The sequence below is a fragment of the Sphingomonas sanguinis NBRC 13937 genome (assembly GCF_001591005.1).
GTDB lineage: Bacteria > Pseudomonadota > Alphaproteobacteria > Sphingomonadales > Sphingomonadaceae > Sphingomonas > Sphingomonas sanguinis.
Genome location: NZ_BCTY01000002.1, coordinates 87,562 through 106,226 on the forward strand (window position 1 = coordinate 87,562; position 18,665 = coordinate 106,226).

12 protein-coding genes and 1 tRNA gene are annotated in these 18,665 nt (G+C 65.8%); 4 read left to right on the top strand and 9 right to left on the bottom strand.

Features of this window, described 5'->3' with window-relative positions:
• The first annotated feature begins 129 nt into the window (after window positions 1-129).
• From SSA01S_RS01975 to lldD, 4 genes are all read left to right on the top strand, one after another.
• Complete coding sequence (locus SSA01S_RS01975; protein WP_061778984.1) at window positions 130-1,152, top strand: sensor histidine kinase; 1,023 nt, start codon at window positions 130-132, stop codon at window positions 1,150-1,152.
• A gap of 441 nt (window positions 1,153-1,593) precedes the next feature.
• Window positions 1,594-3,267 carry an L-lactate permease gene (gene lldP, locus SSA01S_RS01980; protein WP_061778985.1) on the top strand — a complete coding sequence of 558 codons (1,674 nt, stop codon included), beginning with the start codon at window positions 1,594-1,596 and terminating at the stop codon, window positions 3,265-3,267.
• Window positions 3,264-4,031: an FCD domain-containing protein gene (locus SSA01S_RS01985; RefSeq protein WP_061779091.1), complete on the top strand. Its 768-nt coding sequence runs from the start codon at window positions 3,264-3,266 to the stop codon at window positions 4,029-4,031. The genes lldP and SSA01S_RS01985 overlap by 4 nt, the downstream gene beginning before the upstream one ends.
• Before the next feature lie 15 nt (window positions 4,032-4,046).
• Complete coding sequence (gene lldD, locus SSA01S_RS01990; protein ID WP_061778986.1) at window positions 4,047-5,180, top strand: FMN-dependent L-lactate dehydrogenase LldD; 1,134 nt, start codon at window positions 4,047-4,049, stop codon at window positions 5,178-5,180.
• A gap of 438 nt (window positions 5,181-5,618) precedes the next feature.
• On the opposite strand, the gene SSA01S_RS01995 is transcribed toward lldD, so the two are convergent.
• From SSA01S_RS01995 to SSA01S_RS02035, 9 genes are all read right to left on the bottom strand, one after another.
• Window positions 5,619-5,695: transfer RNA gene (locus tag SSA01S_RS01995), tRNA-Pro, on the bottom strand.
• Window positions 5,696-5,755: 60 nt separating this feature from the next.
• Window positions 5,756-6,247, bottom strand: a complete 492-nt coding sequence (locus SSA01S_RS02000) for a nucleoside deaminase (RefSeq protein ID WP_061778987.1) — start codon at window positions 6,245-6,247, stop codon at window positions 5,756-5,758.
• 53 nt (window positions 6,248-6,300) lie between these two features.
• Window positions 6,301-8,181 (bottom strand): glycoside hydrolase family 2 protein, encoded by a 1,881-nt coding sequence (locus SSA01S_RS02005; RefSeq protein WP_061778988.1) that lies wholly within the window; start codon window positions 8,179-8,181, stop codon window positions 6,301-6,303.
• A gap of 65 nt (window positions 8,182-8,246) precedes the next feature.
• Complete coding sequence (locus tag SSA01S_RS02010) at window positions 8,247-9,563, bottom strand: alpha/beta hydrolase family protein (protein WP_240954795.1); 1,317 nt, start codon at window positions 9,561-9,563, stop codon at window positions 8,247-8,249.
• Window positions 9,563-11,869, bottom strand: a complete 2,307-nt coding sequence (locus SSA01S_RS02015; protein ID WP_240954946.1) for a TonB-dependent receptor — start codon at window positions 11,867-11,869, stop codon at window positions 9,563-9,565. Before SSA01S_RS02015 ends, SSA01S_RS02010 begins: the two co-directional genes overlap by 1 nt.
• A gap of 143 nt (window positions 11,870-12,012) precedes the next feature.
• Complete coding sequence (locus tag SSA01S_RS02020) at window positions 12,013-14,397, bottom strand: glycoside hydrolase family 31 protein (RefSeq protein WP_061778989.1); 2,385 nt, start codon at window positions 14,395-14,397, stop codon at window positions 12,013-12,015.
• Entirely contained in the window at window positions 14,394-15,659 is a 1,266-nt protein-coding gene (locus SSA01S_RS02025) for an MFS transporter (RefSeq protein WP_061778990.1), read from the bottom strand. Before SSA01S_RS02025 ends, SSA01S_RS02020 begins: the two co-directional genes overlap by 4 nt.
• A gap of 130 nt (window positions 15,660-15,789) precedes the next feature.
• Window positions 15,790-17,364, bottom strand: coding sequence for a glycoside hydrolase family 43 protein (locus SSA01S_RS02030; protein ID WP_061778991.1), 1,575 nt, complete (start codon window positions 17,362-17,364; stop codon window positions 15,790-15,792).
• Complete coding sequence (locus SSA01S_RS02035; RefSeq protein ID WP_156477626.1) at window positions 17,361-18,602, bottom strand: MFS transporter; 1,242 nt, start codon at window positions 18,600-18,602, stop codon at window positions 17,361-17,363. The genes SSA01S_RS02030 and SSA01S_RS02035 overlap by 4 nt, the downstream gene beginning before the upstream one ends.
• Window positions 18,603-18,665 lie beyond the last annotated feature (63 nt).

Consider the following 18,665-nt stretch of genomic DNA (forward strand, 5'->3'; position numbering starts at 1 on the left):
TTTCCCTTTTCGAACGACTATTCGGGTGAACGGCGAAATTGTCTACACCCGTGGAGCCTTAACCTGCATTTGCAAAGCTTCGCATAATCGCGCAGGGGGGAGCTTCACACGAGGGGCCTTGGACCGAACATGGGAGCGACGCATCGGGTCTTTGGGCGGTTGCCGCTGCTTCGCGACCGCAGGCCCCTGGCCTATCTGGCGGCGCTTCTGCTGTCCGCCATCGCATGGTGGATTCGATGGGAGCTTGATCCCGCCTTCCCGCCGGGATTTCCGTACCTGACATTCTTTCCGGCGGTCATCGTCTCGTCATTCTTGTTCGGCCGTGGTCCGGGGACATTCTCGGCTATCCTCTGCGGTCTTCTCGCCTGGTATTTTTTTATCCCTCCGACCCACACATTCGGGTTGGATTCGCGCACGTTCGTCGCCCTGGGCTTTTACGCTGGCGTCGTCGCGGTCGACATCGGCCTCGTCGATGCCATGCAGCGGGCCAATCAGCGCTCGTCCCGCTTGGCGGACGAGCAGCGGCAATTGGCCGAACGGACCGAGCTGCTTTTCAGTGAGTTGCAGCACCGGGTGTCCAATAACATCCAGATGGTCGGCGCCATGCTATCCCTGCAGCAGCGGCAGGTCATCGATCCGATCGCCCGCATGGTTCTGGCGGATGCTTCCACGAAGCTCCAGCTTATCGGTCGCATTCAGCGGCAGCTTTACTCGACGACGGGCGAGCAGGTGCCACTGGACATCTTTCTCCGGGATTTGATGGCCGACCTGTTTGCCGCCGACACCAAGCCGGGAGTCCTGCATCGGATCGAGGCTGCTCCCGGGATTCGCCTCTCCCCGGATCTGGCGATCCCGCTCGCCCTGATCATGGCCGAGGGTATTGCCAATGCGATGGAGCATGGCTTTGCCGATCGGGACTTCGGCGAGATTGCCGTCACGCTCACACGCGAAAACGACGCCATCGAATTGTGCGTGATCGACGACGGCGCAGGCCTGCCGCCAGGCTTCGATCTCCATCGTTCGGACAGCCTTGGCTTGAAGCTCGTGCGAAGCCTGACCAAGCAGATGGAAGCGCAGGTTCGTATCGAAACCCTCTCCTCATCGGGTACGATCTTGCGCCTTTCACTGCCCCATCGCGCCTGTCAGCCGTGAGACGCGGTGGTCGATTACGCTTGCACACGGCCTAGATAGGGACAGCCATACGGGTCCGAGCCCTGCCGGCAATCGGGCAACCGGATGGCTCTTGAGTGACCAAGCCTGCGAAAAATGGGCCTGAGATCGCGCTCCGATAAGCTGACGACGAAGCCTGACAGCATGTGCCCCGGATCAGCTCTGGACACATCGACAGGCGGCTCGAGTCGCCAGCCGCAGCCCGCCCATTTCCTCACTTTCGCGCGTCCGCAGCATCGGTTTTTCGCAGCCGTCTTATTCCGCCCTGTCATCCTGCACCCAAGCCCGCCACGCCGCACAAGAATTCTGGCAGTACCAGAAAGCGCAAAACAGCCTGATAATTCGTTGACGGATGGTCCCGACAGGCAGATTTTAATCTAAATAACCCATATCTGGTACTACCAGAATGCCGGGAGAGGTGTCGTGCAAGTCTGGACGCAGAATTACGATCCGTTGGGCAATATCTGGCTCTCCAGCCTGGTCGCAGCCGTGCCGATCATCTTCTTCTTTCTGGCGCTGACCGTTTTTCGCCTGAAAGGCTATGTCGCGGGAACGATCACCGTAGCGTTGACGCTGGCTGTCGCCATCGCGCTGTACGGCATGCCGATGCACAGTGCGATCGCCGCCGGTGTGTTCGGCTTCTTCTACGGCTTGTGGCCGATCGCCTGGATCATCCTGGGCGCGGTGTTTCTCTACCGTATCGCGGTGGCAACCGGCGCATTCGACATCATCCGGCAATCGATCCTGAACGTCACCGAGGATCAGCGGCTGCAGCTGCTGCTGGTCGGCTTTGCGTTCGGTGCCTTTCTGGAAGGCGCGGCGGGGTTCGGCGCGCCGGTCGCGATCACCTCGGCCTTGCTCGTCGGGCTGGGCTTTCGGCCGCTCTATGCCGCGGGCCTGTGCCTGATCGCCAACACCGCCCCCGTGGCGTTCGGGGCGATGGGCATTCCGATCGTCGTCGCCGGACAGGTAACCGGCATCGACCCGTTCCTGATCGGACAGATGGCGGGGCGGCAATTGCCGCTGCTGTCGGTTCTCGTGCCCTTCTGGCTGATCCTGATCATGGACGGCCCGCGCGGCGTGCGCGAGACATGGCCCGCCATTTTGGTCGCCGGTGGGTCATTCGCCATCGTCCAGTTTCTGACCGCGCAATTCATCGGGCCGGAGCTGCCCGACATCACCGCGGCGCTCGCGACCCTGATCACCCTGCCCATCTTCCTGCGCTTCTGGCAGCCCAAGCGCATCTTCCGCTTTGACGCGGCGGAGGTCGCCGCCGACGGCGCGGTGCCGGTCGCGCCGGTCACGGCGCAGACGGTTCGCCATTCGCCCGCACAGATCGCCTGGGCCTGGTCGCCGTTCCTGATCCTGACCGTGTTCGTCACGCTGTGGAGCATCGCCCCGGTCAAGGCGCTGTTCGCCGCCGACGGGCCGCTCGCGCACCTCGTGCTGAAGCTGCACGTACCGTTCCTCGACAAGCTGGTCGCCAAGGTGCCGCCGATCGTCCCGCAGGTCACGCCCTATGAAGCGGTGTACAAGTTCGACTGGCTGTCGGCGACCGGCACCGCGATCATGCTGGCGGCGATCGTCACCATCGCCTTCCTGCGAATGAAGCCGGTGGATGCGGCCCGTACCTTTGTCGGCACGTTGAAAAGCCTGCTGATTCCGATCTATTCGATCGGCATGGTCCTCGCCTTTGCCTTCCTCGCCAATTATTCGGGGCTGTCGGCGACCCTGGCGCTGGCGTTGGCGCATACGGGATCGGCCTTCACCTTCTTTTCGCCGTTCCTCGGCTGGCTGGGCGTTTTCCTGACCGGATCAGATACCTCGGCCAACGCGCTGTTCGCCGCCCTCCAGGCCAATACCGCGCACCAGATTGGGGTCAGCGACGTGCTGCTGGTCGCGGTCAACACGACCGGCGGCGTCACCGGCAAGATGATCTCTCCGCAATCGATCGCCATCGCCTGCGCTGCGGTCGGGTTGGTCGGCAAGGAATCCGACCTGTTCCGCTTCACCGTGCGCCACAGCCTGCCGCTCTGCGCGCTGGTCGGGGTCATCACCACGGTCCAGGCCTATCTCCTACCATGGATGATCCCATGAGCGTCCCAGCCAGCGTATCCCACCGGGCGGAAACCGCGATCGAGGCGCTGATCGCCCAGCGCAAGTTGCTGCCCGGCGCGCGCCTGCCCTCCGAACGATCGCTGGCCGAGACGCTGGGGGTATCGCGCAACATCCTGCGCGAGGCGATGAACCGGCTGGCGGCGCAGGGACGGATCATCATCCGCCCGCGTGCCGGGGCGATCCTGGCCGAGCCGTCGGCGCAATGGACCGAGCAGATGATCGCCGAACCGCTGGCTCCGCTGGTCGAGGCCAATCCGGGCTATGGCCATGACATCTTCGAGGTCCGGGAGTCGCTGGACGGCACCGCCGCCTATCATGCCGCCCGGCGCGCCGATGCGGTGGACAAGGACCGTATCCGCCGCCGCTTCGACGCGATGGAGAAGCTGCACGGTGCGGGCGACGTCACGGCGGAGGCGCATGCCGATGCCGCCTTCCACCTTGCCATCGCGCATGCGTCACGCAACGCAGTGCTGACGCATGTCATGTCCAGCCTGTTCGGGCTGCTGCACACCAGCATCTCGCAGAGCCGCGAAAAGATCTACGCCGTGCCGCGCACGTTCGAGGCGCTGTCGGCGCAGCACCGTGCGATCATGGAGCGGATCGTGGCGGGCGACGCCGACGGCGCGCGCGATGCGGCCGATGTCCATCTCGAATTCGTGCGCACCACGGTCCGGCAGGTCGAAGATGACCTGGCCCGCACCGAACGCGCCACCGCCGCGCGCAGCGCCGAACTCTCGTTATAGATTGGGAACGACCCGATGATCATCTCCGCCCCCACCGACTATCGCGAAGCCGCGCGCCGGCGCCTGCCACCGTTCCTGTTCCACTATATCGACGGCGGCGCCTATGCCGAACATACGCTGCGCCACAATGTGTCCGACCTGTCCGAGGTGGCGCTGCGCCAGCGGGTGTTGCGCGACGTCGCCGATATCGACCTGGGCACGACGCTGTTCGGCCGGTCGGTCGGGATGCCGATCGTCCTTGCCCCCGTCGGGCTGACCGGCATGTATGCCAGGCGCGGCGAGGTGCAGGCAGCGCGCGCCGCGGCGAGCAAGCAGGTGCCCTTCACCTTGTCGACCGTATCGGTCTGCGCGATCGACGAAGTGCAGCGCCAGTCGCCTGCGCCGATCTGGTTCCAACTCTATGTGCTGAAGGATCGCGGCTTCATGCGCGACGCGTTGGAACGCGCGCAGGCGGCGGGGGTGGAGACGCTGGTCTTTACCGTCGACATGCCGGTGCCGGGTGCCCGCTACCGTGATGCGCATTCGGGCATGTCGGGACCGGGGGCCGCATGGCGGCGGATGCTGCAGGCGGTCACGCACCCCCGCTGGGCCTGGGATGTCGGCATTCATGGACGGCCGCACGACCTGGGTAATATCTCCGCCTATCGCGGCGCGGCCACCGGCCTTGAGGACTATATCGGCTGGCTGGGCGCGAATTTCGATCCGGGGATTGGCTGGCGCGACCTGCAATGGATTCGCGATGTCTGGAAGGGATCGATCGTCATCAAGGGCATCCTCGACGTCGAGGATGCGCGAGAGGCGGTGCGCTTCGGTGCGCAGGGTATCGTCGTGTCGAACCATGGCGGGCGACAGCTCGACGGCGTGTTGTCGTCGGCGCGCGCCCTGCCCGCCATCGCCGACGCCGTGAAAGGACAGCTCACGATCCTCGCGGACTCGGGCGTGCGATCGGGGCTGGATGTCGTGCGGATGCTGGCGCTGGGTGCGGACGCGGCCATGCTCGGCCGCGCCTTCATCTACGCGCTGGCCGCTGATGGCCAAGCGGGGGTCGCCAACCTGCTTGAACTATTCGACCGCGAGATGCGGGTGGCGATGGCGCTGACCGGTGTTCGGACGATCGCGGACATCGACTCGACCCTCATCGCGCGCTGACGCCGACCGGGCCGGCGACGCGCGCCGGACCTCTCGATAAGGGGATATCAAATGCCGCATGTTCGGCAGCGGAAGACGTGTGCCATGTTCCTTTGCGGCGAGGTAACGCAGTTGCAGCAGCAGCGCATCGCTCAATAGTTTCGCGCGTTGGCCAAGGCTAATGCTCGGGGATCATTCGCTGTACACAATGCGCAAGGCTTCCGTCGCCGAGCCGAGGCGTAAGCTGATACCCGTGCGTCCGTAAAGCTCATTGCACCGATGGATAACGCCAGCGTTAACCGCACGCCAGCGACCGTCATTTTCTTGCGCCACCAATAGCGACTGCCGCGCTAACCCACGTTCGAAAAGCCCATTCTGCCACCCCTAGGGGTACAGTCGGGGGTACAACCGTCCCTGATCGCCGTCGTTAAGACGCGAAATCAAGGACTTAGATGCGGATGGTCGGGGAGACAGGATTCGAACCTGCGACATCCTGCTCCCAAAGCAGGCGCGCTACCAGACTGCGCCACTCCCCGACAGGGGGTTGCCCTTAGGGGAAGCGGGGGGGACGGTGCAAGGCCTATTTCCGGCGAAGTTTACAGGTTGGCTTGTTCATCCTCGGACAGGTCGGCATCGGGCGGATAATAGAGCGCCGCGCATTCCTCGCGCAGGCAGCCGCCTTCGATTACGATATCGTCGCGATAGGCATCGGCGATAAAGCCCAGCGTGTCGACATGCTGTGCCTCGAAATACATGGGGTGGACATCGTCGCGGCCCGCGCCGTACACGACCCGCCCGACCTTGGACCAGATCGATGCCATGGTGCACATGCCGCAGGGCTGCAGAGTCGAATAGAGCGTCGCGCCGCGCAGTTCGAGTTCGCCCTCCCCTTCGCAGGCGCGGCGGATCGCCATCATCTCGGCATGGGCGGTGGCGTCGGGCAGTTCTTCGGTCTGGTTACGCTCGGCCGCAAGAACCCGACCGTCCAGCACGATCACCGAGCCCAGTGGCGAGGTCGAGGGATCGGAACCCTTCGACCGCGCCACCTCGATCGCCATGCGCATCCATTTTTCGTCGTCCTGGGTCATGGCAGGCTTAACGCCCTCGCCCCGCTTTCGGGCTCAAGCGTTTGATATTCGACCTATCGCTGAACCGCCTTCGTGCCATAGTATGCGCTGAGCACGTCGAACGCTTCCTTGCGCTCCCCCGTTTCGGAGATCAGGCCCTTGCGGTTCCACCCCTGTTGGAAATCCGGGTTCTGGCGGCGGGGCGAGCGGAAATCCTTCAATATCCACGGCGACATGCCGCGCACGGTCGGCACGCTATCCGCCATGTTCAGCGTCGCGCGGTAATAATCGGCCTGATACTCCTCGGAGAATTTCTGTTTGTTGGCCGGATCGTGGAAGCCCGCCCGCGCATCGGCGCCGAATTCGGAGAAGATCAGCGGCTTGTCGGCGGGCACACGCCATTCGCTGCGCGCCAGATCGGCCAGGCGATCCTGCGAGTACCAGCCGTTATAGGTGTTGATCGCCATGATATCGAGCGCGTCGGCCAGCGGATCGGCCAGCGTCATCACGGGGTGATCGGCGCTCTCGTCCCGCTCGACCAGCAGGGCCGCGCTGACTAGGCGCGTGTCGTCCAGTCGCCGGACATCGCCGACCAGCGTCCGCAGGAAGATGTTGCGGGCATCGGTCACCGGCGTCTCGTTGGCGACGCTCCAGATCGCGACGGAGGCACGATTGCGGTCGCGCAGGATATTCTCGGCCAGCATGGTGCGGGCGCGGTTCAGCGTGTCGGGGTTGGACCAGGCGACGCGCCAATAGACCGGCACTTCGCTCCACACGATCAGGCCGAGTTCGTCGGCCAGCCGCACCGTTACGTCGGAATGCGGATAATGCGCCAGCCGCACGAAATTGCCATGCAGCCCGTCCTTGATCTCGCTCAGCAACGCGCGTGACGCGGCGGGGGTCATCGCACGGGTCGGGTCGACACCCAGTTCCTCCTCGTGCATCGAAATGCCGCGCAGGAAGATGGGCTTGCCGTTCAACAGGATGTCCGCGCCGCGCCGCTCGATCGTGCGAAAGCCGATCCGGTCGCGCCACTGGTCCTCGCCGGACGCAATCGTGACCTCATAGAGCTTGGGTCTGTCCGGCGACCAGCGGATCAGCGCGCGCGGTGCCGCCATGGTCGCGCGCCAATTCCCGTTGGCGTCGGTGGTCCCTGCCCGGTCCAGCCCCAGTTCCGCAATCCGCAGGCGCACGGCGCGGTTCGCCGCCTCCGGCCCGTCGAGATGGACGTCGACCGCCATCTTGCCGTCACGGGTCAGCCGGACCCAGGCATCGTCGACATAGGTATCGGGCGTCGAGATCAGCCGCACCGGCCGGGTGATGCCGCCATAATTCTCCCAGTCGGTGACGGGCGGCGGCACGGTCGCCTCGGTCGCCTGGCTGTCGACGCCGACGGTGATCTGGTTCTGTCCGCCGCGCAGCAGCCGGGTCACGTCGAAGGCGAAGGGGGTGAAGCCGCCCTCGTGCCGTCCGACCTGCTTGCCGTTCAGATAGACGATGGTCGCATAATTGGCCGCACCGAAGCGCAGGAAGTAGCGGCCCTTGCGTAGCTCCGGCGCGGCGAAGGTCCGCTGATACCACATCAGACCGTCATAATGGCGAAGCTCCGGTGCCTGGGTCAGCCAGGATGACGGCAGCGAGGTCAACGGCGAATGGGCCAGGTCGAACTCGTAAAGGACACGACTGTCCTTCGCCATCGCCGCGCGGATGTCGACGTCGCGCCAGCGCTGCTGGCCCGCATCGGGCATGCCGCCATGAAAGCCCGCAATGCCGGAGCGGAAAGGGTCGATCGAATAATGCCAGGGTCCCGACAGGTCGGTGCCGTCGCGCAAATCCGCCGAGGCCAGCACCGGGCCGGCCGACGGCGGCGCGCCGGGGGTGACGGCCTGTGCGGCCAGCGGTCCGCTGTACAGCGCCAGCACTCCGGCCAAGATGCCGGTCCAACCCCTTGCCATGATCCCGTTCCTCTCCCTGTTGTCGCTGACCTTAGCCGATATGCTCGCCTGCGCCAGAGCGGTGCTCAGGGGGCGGGCCGATACTCGAATGTCATGCCGACCGCGCGGCCGGGCTGGAACCCCTTCCACACCGTTGAGGCGGGCGGACCGGGGCTGTACTGCGCGACCCGACCGACCGGTGCGCCGGGCCAGCGGCCCGCATCCGACTGAACCGTCAGGCCGTTCAGATAGGCGTCCTTGTCCATCTCGCCCTTCACATACCGGTCGAGAAAGGCGGTAATGAAATGCGTCTGGATGGGGAGAAGCCGGTCCTTGCGCCACACCGCATCCTCGAACCAGTCCATGTCCCAGAAACGCTGCCGCATGGCCGGAGGCGCGGCGACCAGCGCGATGCTGTGTCCCGCCTGCTGGAAGGTCAGCAGATAGCGGGGCGCAGGCGCAGGCGTCGTGAACAGCGCGCGCACCGCCTCATGTCCGACCACCCGGTCATGATCGCCGACGACGATCAGCGTCGGAGCCGTGATCGCGCCCACGCCCTTGCCGGTCCAGATCGGGACGTCACCGAAGCGTGCGGCGGGCGACAGGGCGACGATCGCCTTTACCCCCGGCACCGCCAGTTCGGACGCCTTCGCACCACCCGCCGCATAGGGGCCGAGAATGCCCCGGCTCAGCCCCGCCATCGCCGGGTTGAGCGGCGCGCCGCCCACGGTCAGCACGCCGTAGCCCCCCATCGAATAGCCAATTAACGCGGTGCGAGCCAGATCGGCCGAAGCGAAGATGCCATCTCGCGCACTGGCCCGCCTCTGGGCTTCATGGGCGACGAACGCGATGTCCAACGGACGCCGCGCGATCGGTCCGGCGCGGGCGGCATCGGTGCGAATGCTGATCGGGGGATCGCGAAAGGCCGGCGCAACGACCACATAGCCCTTGCTCGCCAGGTTCTCGCCCAGCCAGGATAGAACTTCGGGCGTGTTGCCATAGCCATGCGCCAGGATGACGAGCGGGAAACGCCCGCCCGCCACCGGCCGGTCCTGCGACGCCAGCCCCGGCAGGTCGAAGGGTACGTCGCGTCCGTCCTCGCCCGACAGCGCCGTGTGATAGGTGATCCCCTGCCCGGCCGACGCCGCCGGATACCAGATGACGACCGGCAGCTCGCGGTCGACGATGGCGGGTCGATCCTGGCCCTGGAGCGGATCGGCCTGGCCCGGCTGGACGAAGCGGGTGCGTTGCACCCCGACCGCATAGCGGCCCAGCCGTGCCAGTTCGGGCGCGTCGACCGGCGGCCGCGCCGGAACCTCGACCGGCGTCTGTTCCTGCGCGATCGCGACGGCCGCCAGGGCCGCCATCGCCACCATGCCCGCCGCCGCGACCGCGCGCCGCATCAGAAGTTGAAGCCGAGACGCAGGCCGCCATAACGACGGAAGTCGCGCGGCAGGACCGCCTGGGTCGCGACGTTGTTGCCGAAATTGCCCGCCGTGTTCACCAGCGACCCATAATATTGCTTGTCGAACAGGTTGTTGACGAAGGCGACGAGCTCCCAGCGGCGATCCTCGTCCCGCACGCCCAGGCCGACATTGACGATGCTATAGGCCGGCTGGAAGGTCTGAGGATCGCGGGCCTGGAAGTAGAGGCTGCTCTGATATTGCCAGTTCACCTGCGCCACACCGCGCAGATTGGTGGTCAGGTGCGGCGAATAGTCCAGATTGGCGTTGAACTTCCACTTCGGTGCCTGGATCGCGGTCGTGCCGGTCAGGTTCTGGCTGGCGGGCGAACCCGTGCAGCCTTGCGCCGCCGTCTGGAGCGGATAGCATTGAGCCACGTCGAACTGGGTGTACTTCGCGTCCAGATAGGTGACCGCACCGCCCAGGTTGAACTCGTCGTTGAAGCGCATCGAGCCCTCGAACTCGATACCCTTGGTGTTGAGCCTGCCGACATTGGTCAGCCGATAGTTAGAGGTGCCGTCCGCCAGCGTCTCGATCGTCTGGGCCTGGAGATCGCGGTAGTTGGTGTCGAAGAAGGTGACGTTCGCGGTCAGGCGACGGTCGAGGAACTGGCTGCGGATGCCCAGCTCCTTGTCGCGCGACCGCTCCGGCTTGATCGGCCCGGCCAGCGCGCGGTTGCGGTTGAAGCCGGTGGTCAGGTCATAGGTCTGGCCCTTGTAACCGGTCGCATAGGTGACGAAGGCATTGACCGTCGGGCTGAAATCATAGCGCAGCGTGCCGCGATAGGTGCCCGCCGTATCGCTGGCATGGCCCGCAAAGGACGTGCCCGCAAGATTGTCGCGGAAGGTATAGGCGACCCGCTCGTTCTGCACGCGTCCGCCGCCGGTGAAGGTCAGATCGGGGACGATCGTCCAGTCCACCTGCGCAAAGGCCGCGACCTGGCGCGACTGCGAAGTGGCGTACCAGTTGGCGAGCGAGAAATACGGCCCGCGCTGGAAGGGCCGGTTGAACTTCACATTCGCGCCATACAGGCCGACAGTGTAGCGGAACGGCTGGTCGGCGTCCGACTGAAGCCGGACTTCCTCGGTCACCTGCTCGGAATTGAACACGCCGACCTGGGTGTTGTTGCCCAGATTGCCCGGCGCCGACGTATCGTCATGGTCGAGATAGTCGTTGAGGTGGAACCGGTCATAGGAGCTGATCGTGACGAGGTTCAGCTTGCCGATGCCGAACTCGCCGCGAATGTAACCGCCGCCGCCCTCATAGCGGGTGCGCGAGTCGTAATTGTTGCTGATATCCTGATTGGTCGGGCTGACCGCGACACCGGGGAGCACAACCGCAGGGGTCAGCCCCGCCGTCCCGCGCAGCCGCGCATTGGCGCCAAAGGCCAGGAAGGGACGACCGACCGTGGTGTTGCCGTTGACGTAATTGCCCGAGATGGTGAGCGCGGCAGTGTCGGTCGGTTCCCAGCGGATCTTGCCACGCAGGTTCAGCGTCTCGCGGCCATTCACCCGCTTGCCGTTGAACAGGTTGCGGACATTGCCGTCCCAGTCATTATACGCCGCCGAGACGACATAGCCGAGCTGCTCGTTGATCGGGCCCGACACGCTGAAGTTCACGCCGCGCTCGCGGTCGGTCGTCGCCACCGCATTAGCGCGGACGCGCAGTTCGGAGGTCGGGTTGCGGGTGATGAGGTTGACCAGACCGGCCGAGGCCGACTTGCCGTACAGCGTGCTCTGCGGCCCGCGCAGCACCTCGATCCGCTCGACGTCGGGCAGGTCGGTGAAGGCGCGTGCCTGGAAGGCCAGCGGCACTTCGTCGACCAGCACCGCGACGCTCGACTCCACGCCGATGCCGAAGGCGAAGGTGCCGACGCCGCGCAGAGAGATGTTGGAGTTCTGCGGCTGTTCGGCCGGCCGGACGACCAGCGAGGAGGAGACCTTACCGATGTCGGTGAAGTTGCGAACACCGGCCGCGGCGAGCTGGGCGGGGGCGACGACCGAGACGGCGAGCGGCACGCGCTGGACATTCTCGGCGCGCTTGTTGGCGGTGACGATGATGTCGCCCGCGCTTGCCGGTTCGGGGGCGACCGCAGAGGTCGGGCCACCGGGAGCGCCCTGGCTGTCCTGGCTCAGCTTGGCCTGATCGGCTGACGGCGAGGTGGTCTCTTGGGCGGAAACCTGGGTCGCGGCGGCCAACGACACAATCAACGCGGTCGCGGCCACGGTGGAACGCAGCATCTTCATAATCCCCTCCTCTGCAGCCGGTCTGGGCCGGTCTTGCTATCAGAAACCCAGCATACCAAATGGTCTTACCAATGCAATGGGCTTATTTGACCCATGAAAAGCCTTGCCAGCCTTTTGCAAAGCTTTGCGGAAAAGCGTGACCTTTACATCACAATCCGCACGCCCCGCCGCCCATCATGCTCGACCGTCGTGCCCGCCCCGCCCTGCACGACCAACTGGCGCGCATCGCCGGGCGGCAGCAACAGGGTGATCCGCTCGCCCTCACCCGCCTCGCAGGTCAGCGTGACGACAACCTGTCCGGCATCGGCCTGCCCCGTCAGATGCCAGCGGCGAACGGGACCATGGCCATCGCCCTGATCGTCAACTCCCGACCAATCGAGTGCGCCGGACGCGGGCGGAAAGAGCCACAGGCCGCGCTCCATCGGTTCGGGCCGCCAGCCGCCCCGCGTCAGATCGACCAGCATCGCCGAGCCCGCTCGTGCCAGCAGCGGCGGCGGCCCGTCGAGCGGCGCGGACAGCCGAGCCGTCTCTCCTCCGGCGAACCGCGCGCCCGTCCAGACATCGACCCAATCGCTACCGGCCGGCAATCGGACAGACCGGTTCTCGGCCCCTTCGTCCATCACCGGGGCGGCAAGGATATCGGGCCCCAGCATATGCTCGTCGCCTTCACCCCATGCCTGCGGGTCCTGCGGAAAGTCGAGCCAGAGCGGCCGCACCATCGGCTCATACTCGGCATGATAACGGTGCAGCAGATCGTAGAAGAAGGGGATCAGCGTCTGCCGCAGCGCCATCAGCCGGTGGATGGCCGGCAGCACCTCCGGGTACATCCACGGCTCGTTGACCGTGCGATCGTCGTTCCAGCTATGGATGCTGAAGCGCGGCATCAGCACCCCCGCCTGGACCCAGCGGACCAGCAGTTCCGGCGACGGCGCGGGGCCGGAAAAGCCGCCGACGTCATGGCCGCTGTTCGACACGCCCGACAGCGCCAGCCCGATCGACTGGCGCGCATTGTAGCGGATCGTCTTCCACTCGGTACGGTTGTCGCCCGACCAGGTCTGGGCATAGCGATGCAGGCCCGCCATGCCGGAGCGGGTGACGACATAGGGCCGTGTCTCCGGCCGCACGGCGATCTGCGCCTGGCGCGAGGCGCGAGTCATCAGGATCGGCTGGACCGGCCGCATCTCGGCGGCGGGGCGGCTCTGGCCGAAGCCATGGACACGGGCGCGTGCATCCCAGAGTTCATATTCGTTATTGTCGTTCCACGTCGCCTCCATGCCGTGGTCGAGCAGCGCGGCGGTCACCTGATCGCGCCACCAGGCGGCCGCTTCCGGCTTGGTCATGTCGATATAACTGCCGACCTCATCCCAGAATTGCGCCTCGACCGGAGTGCCATCGTCGTCGGCGACGAACAGCCCGGCCGTCGCTACCGCGTCGTAAAGCGGATGGCTGCGCAGCAGGGCGGGCTTGATATTGGGGACCAGCCGCACCCCCGCCTCAGTATAGGAAGCGATGAAGGCGGCGGGGTCTGGAAACTTGTCACGGTTCCAGTGGAAGACATACCGCTTGTCGCCGATCGAGGTATAGCCCGATGACAGGTGGAACGAGGTGCAGCCCAGATCATGCTGCTCGCACAGCGTCAGGAAACCCGCCATCTGCGCCGCCGCATCGGGCGCATCGGTATAGGTCATGGTCGACCCCGAATATCCCAGCGACCAGCGCGGCATCAGCGCCGGACGCCCGGTCAGCCAGGTGAAGCGCCGCGTGACGCTGCGCGGATCGGGTCCTGCGATGATCCAGCGATCGACATCCCCTGCCTCGGCCACGACATGGCGGTAGAGGCCGTGATAATTGTCCAGCTCCTGCCCCAGGTCGAAGGTGACATCGGCAACCGTGTCGTAGAACTCACCGTGGCAGCGCCCCTCGGCATCGGCGACCAGAAGATAGGGGATCGACTTGTAGAGTGGATCGCTCGTTTCGGCGTCGAAGCCCATCGGGTCGACATTGGTCAGGCGGAAGCGCCGCCCCGCCCGGTCGGTATCGCCAGTCCGGTCACCCAGGCCATAGAAGCGCTCGCCCGGCACACGCGCCGCATAGTGATGCGCCCGGCCGTCCCACCAGCCAAAGTCATAGGCCTGGGTCGGACGGTCCTGGGTGATGACGTGCCAGCCCCCCTCGCCCCGCTGTTCCCAGCGGCTGTGCAGCCCGTCGAGCGCGATCGTCACGCGCAGCCGGTCGGTGGCGACGGTCAGCGTGCCGTCCGCTTCGTCGCAGGTAAAGTCGGGGCAGGCAAAGCCCGACACGTCCATCCGGTCTCGGCCAGGCTCGGCAATGTCCTCTGCCCCCGGCGCAATGGCCCAGCTGGGCGGGCTGGTCACATACCCCTCGGCCAGCAGCAGCAGGCGCATGACGTCAGCCTCCAGCACGAACAGATGCGCAACCGCACCGGTATCGGCGGTCAGGGTGATGCGTCCCCGGTCACGCGCGGTCAGGGCGAAACGCGGCGGCTGGGACAGGGTGGCGCGCCTCATCGGCCGGGCTCCTCATTGGTGATGGCAAAGGGCGTCAGACGCCGGATGAAGATGATGAGCACCGCCGCGCCGATCAGGTCGAACACCGCCAGCACGGCGAACAGCGGCGCATAGCCGACCGTATCCGCCAGCTGGCCAATCAGCAGCGAGAACAGCAGCCCGCCGATCCAGCCCGCTTGCCCGATAAAGCCATTGGCGGTGCCGACCTCGGCAGGGGCGAAGACGTCGGACGACAGGGTGTTGATGAGCCCTGAGATCATCTGATGCGCAAAGCCGCCGATGCAGAACAAGGCGATCGCCGTATAGGGGCTGGCGGCCAGCCCGATGCACCCCGGCGCGATCATCAGCACCGCGCCCAGCGCCACGCCCGCGACCCGCGACGGGATCAACGACACGCCACGCTTCATCAGCCAGGGCGACAGATAACCGCCCAGGATGCCACCCACATCCGCCGCCAAAAAGGGCAGCCAGGCGAACAGCGCGATCTGCTTCAGGTCCATGCCCCGCTCGCTGGCAAGGTAGAGCGGAATCCAGAAGCTGAAGGTCTGCCAGGCGGGTTCGGCCAGGAAGCGCGGCACCGCGATGACCCAGAAACGGGGGGTGCGCAGGATGTCCTTGGCCTTGGCGCGGCGAACGGGGCCCTTGGGCTTTTCGACCGCGATCATCGCCTTTTCCTCAGGCGTGATCGCAGGGTGATCGTCGGGCGAGCGATAGAAGATGTACCAGGCCGCCGCCCAGAAGATGCCGACACCACCGGTCACCAGAAAGGCGGTGCGCCAATCTGCCCACAGCGCCACCGCGACCACCACCGGCGGCGCGATCAGCGCGCCGAGCGAGGTGCCCGCATTGAACCAGCCGACCGCGACCGAGCGCTCGCGCGCCGGGAACCATTCCGCCACCGCCTTGATACCCGAAGGGATCGCCGCCGACTCGAACAGCCCCAGCACGCCGCGGAAAAAAGCCAGGCTCAGCCAGCCGATGGCGAGCGCATGGAGCATATTCGCTGCCGACCAGGCCAGGCCGAACAGCGCGAAACCGGCGCGCAAACCGAAGCGATCGATGAACGCCCCCGCCACCGGCTGCATGATGGTATAAGCGAGCTGAAACGCGCCGACGACATAGCTATACTGCTGCGTCGACATATGGAGGGCGGACTTCAGCTCGGGGGCCAGCACGCCCAGCGAGTTGCGTGCCAGATAATTGGCGATCGTGCCCGCACAGATCAGTGCTACGATCCACCAACGCAGATTGCGTACCCGCACAGGCCGTCACTCCCCTCACCCACCGGGCGATCATCGTCGCCGATCTTGGGAGGGGAGCTTAGCGGGGTAAAATAGGGCTGTCCATATTGGTCTGTCCAATCATCGTGACCAGAACCGAAGGCAGCGCGGACTATTCCGAATAATGGAAATGGCGGAAATCGGCATGGTGACCGGTGCCGCTCATGTCCTGGCAGGCCATGCCGACGAAGGTGCCCGTGAAATTGGGCAATCCGGCCAGCGTCGCTTCATCCGACAGAATGCTGGCATCGAACCTATCCGGCAACTCCGTCCATTCGCCCTGCCCTTCTGCCCGCCAGGCGAAGCGCAGGGCATCATGATCCACCGACGCGCGCAGCTCGATGGGCCCGGCGGGTATCGGTGTCGGCGCCGATAGAACGCTCCGCCCCTCGCCCACTGGCAGGACGGACAGCACCTGAATTAGCCTCTCGCCATCGTCTCCGGCCGTGATGTGCAGGAAATGATATTTGGTGCTGTTGTAATAGCAGACGATCCCGGCCGCCTGCTGGAAATGCGCGGGCTCGAACTCGACCAGTGCGCGCGCCTCATAGGTGAAGGCCGTCTGGCGGCGCGCGACCAGCGCCTGCTCGAAATGGCTGCCGATCGTCTCCCGGCCAAAGAGGCGCAGATAACCCGGCCGCTCGGTCAGGCTGAACAGCCGTTCGGGCCGAGGGGTCCGCAGCCATTGGAAGGCGGGCGGCAGGCTCGGTCCGTCGAAGCGGTCGAGCGCGTCCACCGGCTCGGGCGGCGGCTCCACCGGCGTCGGCTCGGCGCAGCGCAGCCAGCCATCCGCGCCCCACTCCATCCGCTGGATCGCCGTCTCTCGGCCCAGCACGCAACGGTCGCTGTCCGGCAAGGGACGGCCGCACAGATAGGTCATCCAGGTCTCGCCCTCCGATGTCTCGACCAGATCACCATGCCCGGTGCGCTGGAGGGGGGCGTCCGGCGTATCGCGCGCGGTCAGCACGGGGCCGTCGGGATGCACCTCATAGGGTCCGAACAGATCGCGTGAGCGCGCCATCACCACGGCATGACCACGCTCGGTCCCGCCCTCCGCGACCAGCAGATGATACCAGCCGTCCCGCCGGTAGAGATGCGGCCCCTCGGTAAAGCCCAGCGCCGTGCCGTCGAAGATGCGCCGCCGCTCGCCGAGCAAACGCCCCGTGGTCAGGTCCATCTGCTGGATGACGATCCCGGCAAAACGCTTGCGGTCGGGCCGATGGTCCCACAACATGTTGAGCAACCAGCTGCGCCCGTCATCGTCATGGAATAGCGCGGGGTCGAAGCCGCTGCTGTTCAGATGGACCGCATCGCTCCATTCGCCGTCGATCCGGTCGCACGATACCCAGTAATTGTGGAAATCGCGCAACGACGCACCCTTGGCCCCGTCGACCGTGGTGCGGCCATAGCGCTTCACATCAGTGAAGATCAGGTGGAAGCGGCCGTCATGATAGCTCAAATCCGGTGCCCACACGCCGCAACCATCGGGGTTGCCGCGCATGTCGAGCTGGTCGGCGCGGTTCAGCGGCCGGGCGACAAGCGTCCAGTTCACCAGGTCGCGGCTGTGGTGGATCTGGACACCCGGATACCATTCGAAGGTCGAAGTCGCGATATAATAGTCCTCGCCGACGCGCACGATCGAGGGGTCGGGATTGAACCCGCGCAAAATGGGATTGGTCGGGGTCATGCGGGTTTGCGCACCAAAGTCCAGAGGAGGGCCGCACCGGCGAGATCGAGCAGGCCGAGCAGAATGAAGAAGGGTTGATAACCGACCTGATCGACCAGCGAACCCAGGCTGAGCGTGAACAGCAGCACGCCCAGATTGGCCGCCGTGCCCGAGACGCCGGTCGCGGTCGCCACCTGATCCTGCGGGAACAGGTCGGAGCAGAGCGTGATGACGGTCACCGATAGCGTCTGGTGGGCAAAGCCGCCCAGGCAGAGCAAGGCGATCGCGGCGACCGGGCTGGTCACGCTGCCGACGAACATCATGCCGGTCATCAGCACCGCGCCCAGCGTGAAGGCGGCGCGCCGCGCATCGATCAGATTGATGCCACGCCGCTGCAGGAACGCGACGACGGCGGGTCCGAACAGGCATCCCAGGTCGGCGGCCAGGAAGGGAAGCCAGGCGAACAAGGCGATCTGGGTCAGGTCGAAATGCCGCGCCTGAACGAGGTAGAGCGGCATCCACAGCGACAACATGCCCCAGACCGGATCGGCCAGGAACCGCGCCGCCGCGATCGCCCAGAGATTGCGCCGCCGCAGCAGCTCGCCCAGCGGCGGGCGACGGCGATGCCGGGCCAGCGACGCCTCCTGCCCCTCGACGATCAGCGCACGTTCGCGGTCGGACACGGCCCGGTGCCGCTCGGGTGGCGCATACCAGAACAGCCAGGCCAGCACCCAGAGCAGGCCCAGCCCGCCGGCGACGAAGAAGGCCGCGCGCCAGCTGTGATGAAACACCGCCCAAGCGACGAGCGGCGGCGCGAAGACCGCGCCGAAGGACGCCCCGATCTGATAGATGCCGCCCGCCACGCCGCGCTCTCGCGCCGGAAACCACTGGGCGACGACCTTCATGCCAGCAGGCTGCGCCGATCCCTCGACCAGCCCCAGCGCGCCGCGAAGCCCCGCGAACCCCAGCCAGCCGCTGGCGAACCCATGGCCCAGTGTGATCAGCGACCAGACTGCGACGAACAGCGAAAAGCCGAACTTCAACCCGAACAGGTCGAGCAGATAGCCCGCCACCGGCTGGAACATGATGCCGAACTGAAAGGCGCCGGTGATCCAGCTATATTGCTCCGAACTGATATGCTGTTCGGTCATGATTGCGGGTGCGGCGACGCCCAGGATGCTGCGCGTCAGATAGTTGATGACCATCGCCCCGACGAACAGCGCGATGATCGTCCAGCGAATATAGGGAAAACGCCTCACACCCGGCCTTTCAAACTCTGTGGCATCCGTCCGCCCCATTGACGTTTCGCCCCGTCGCGGGGC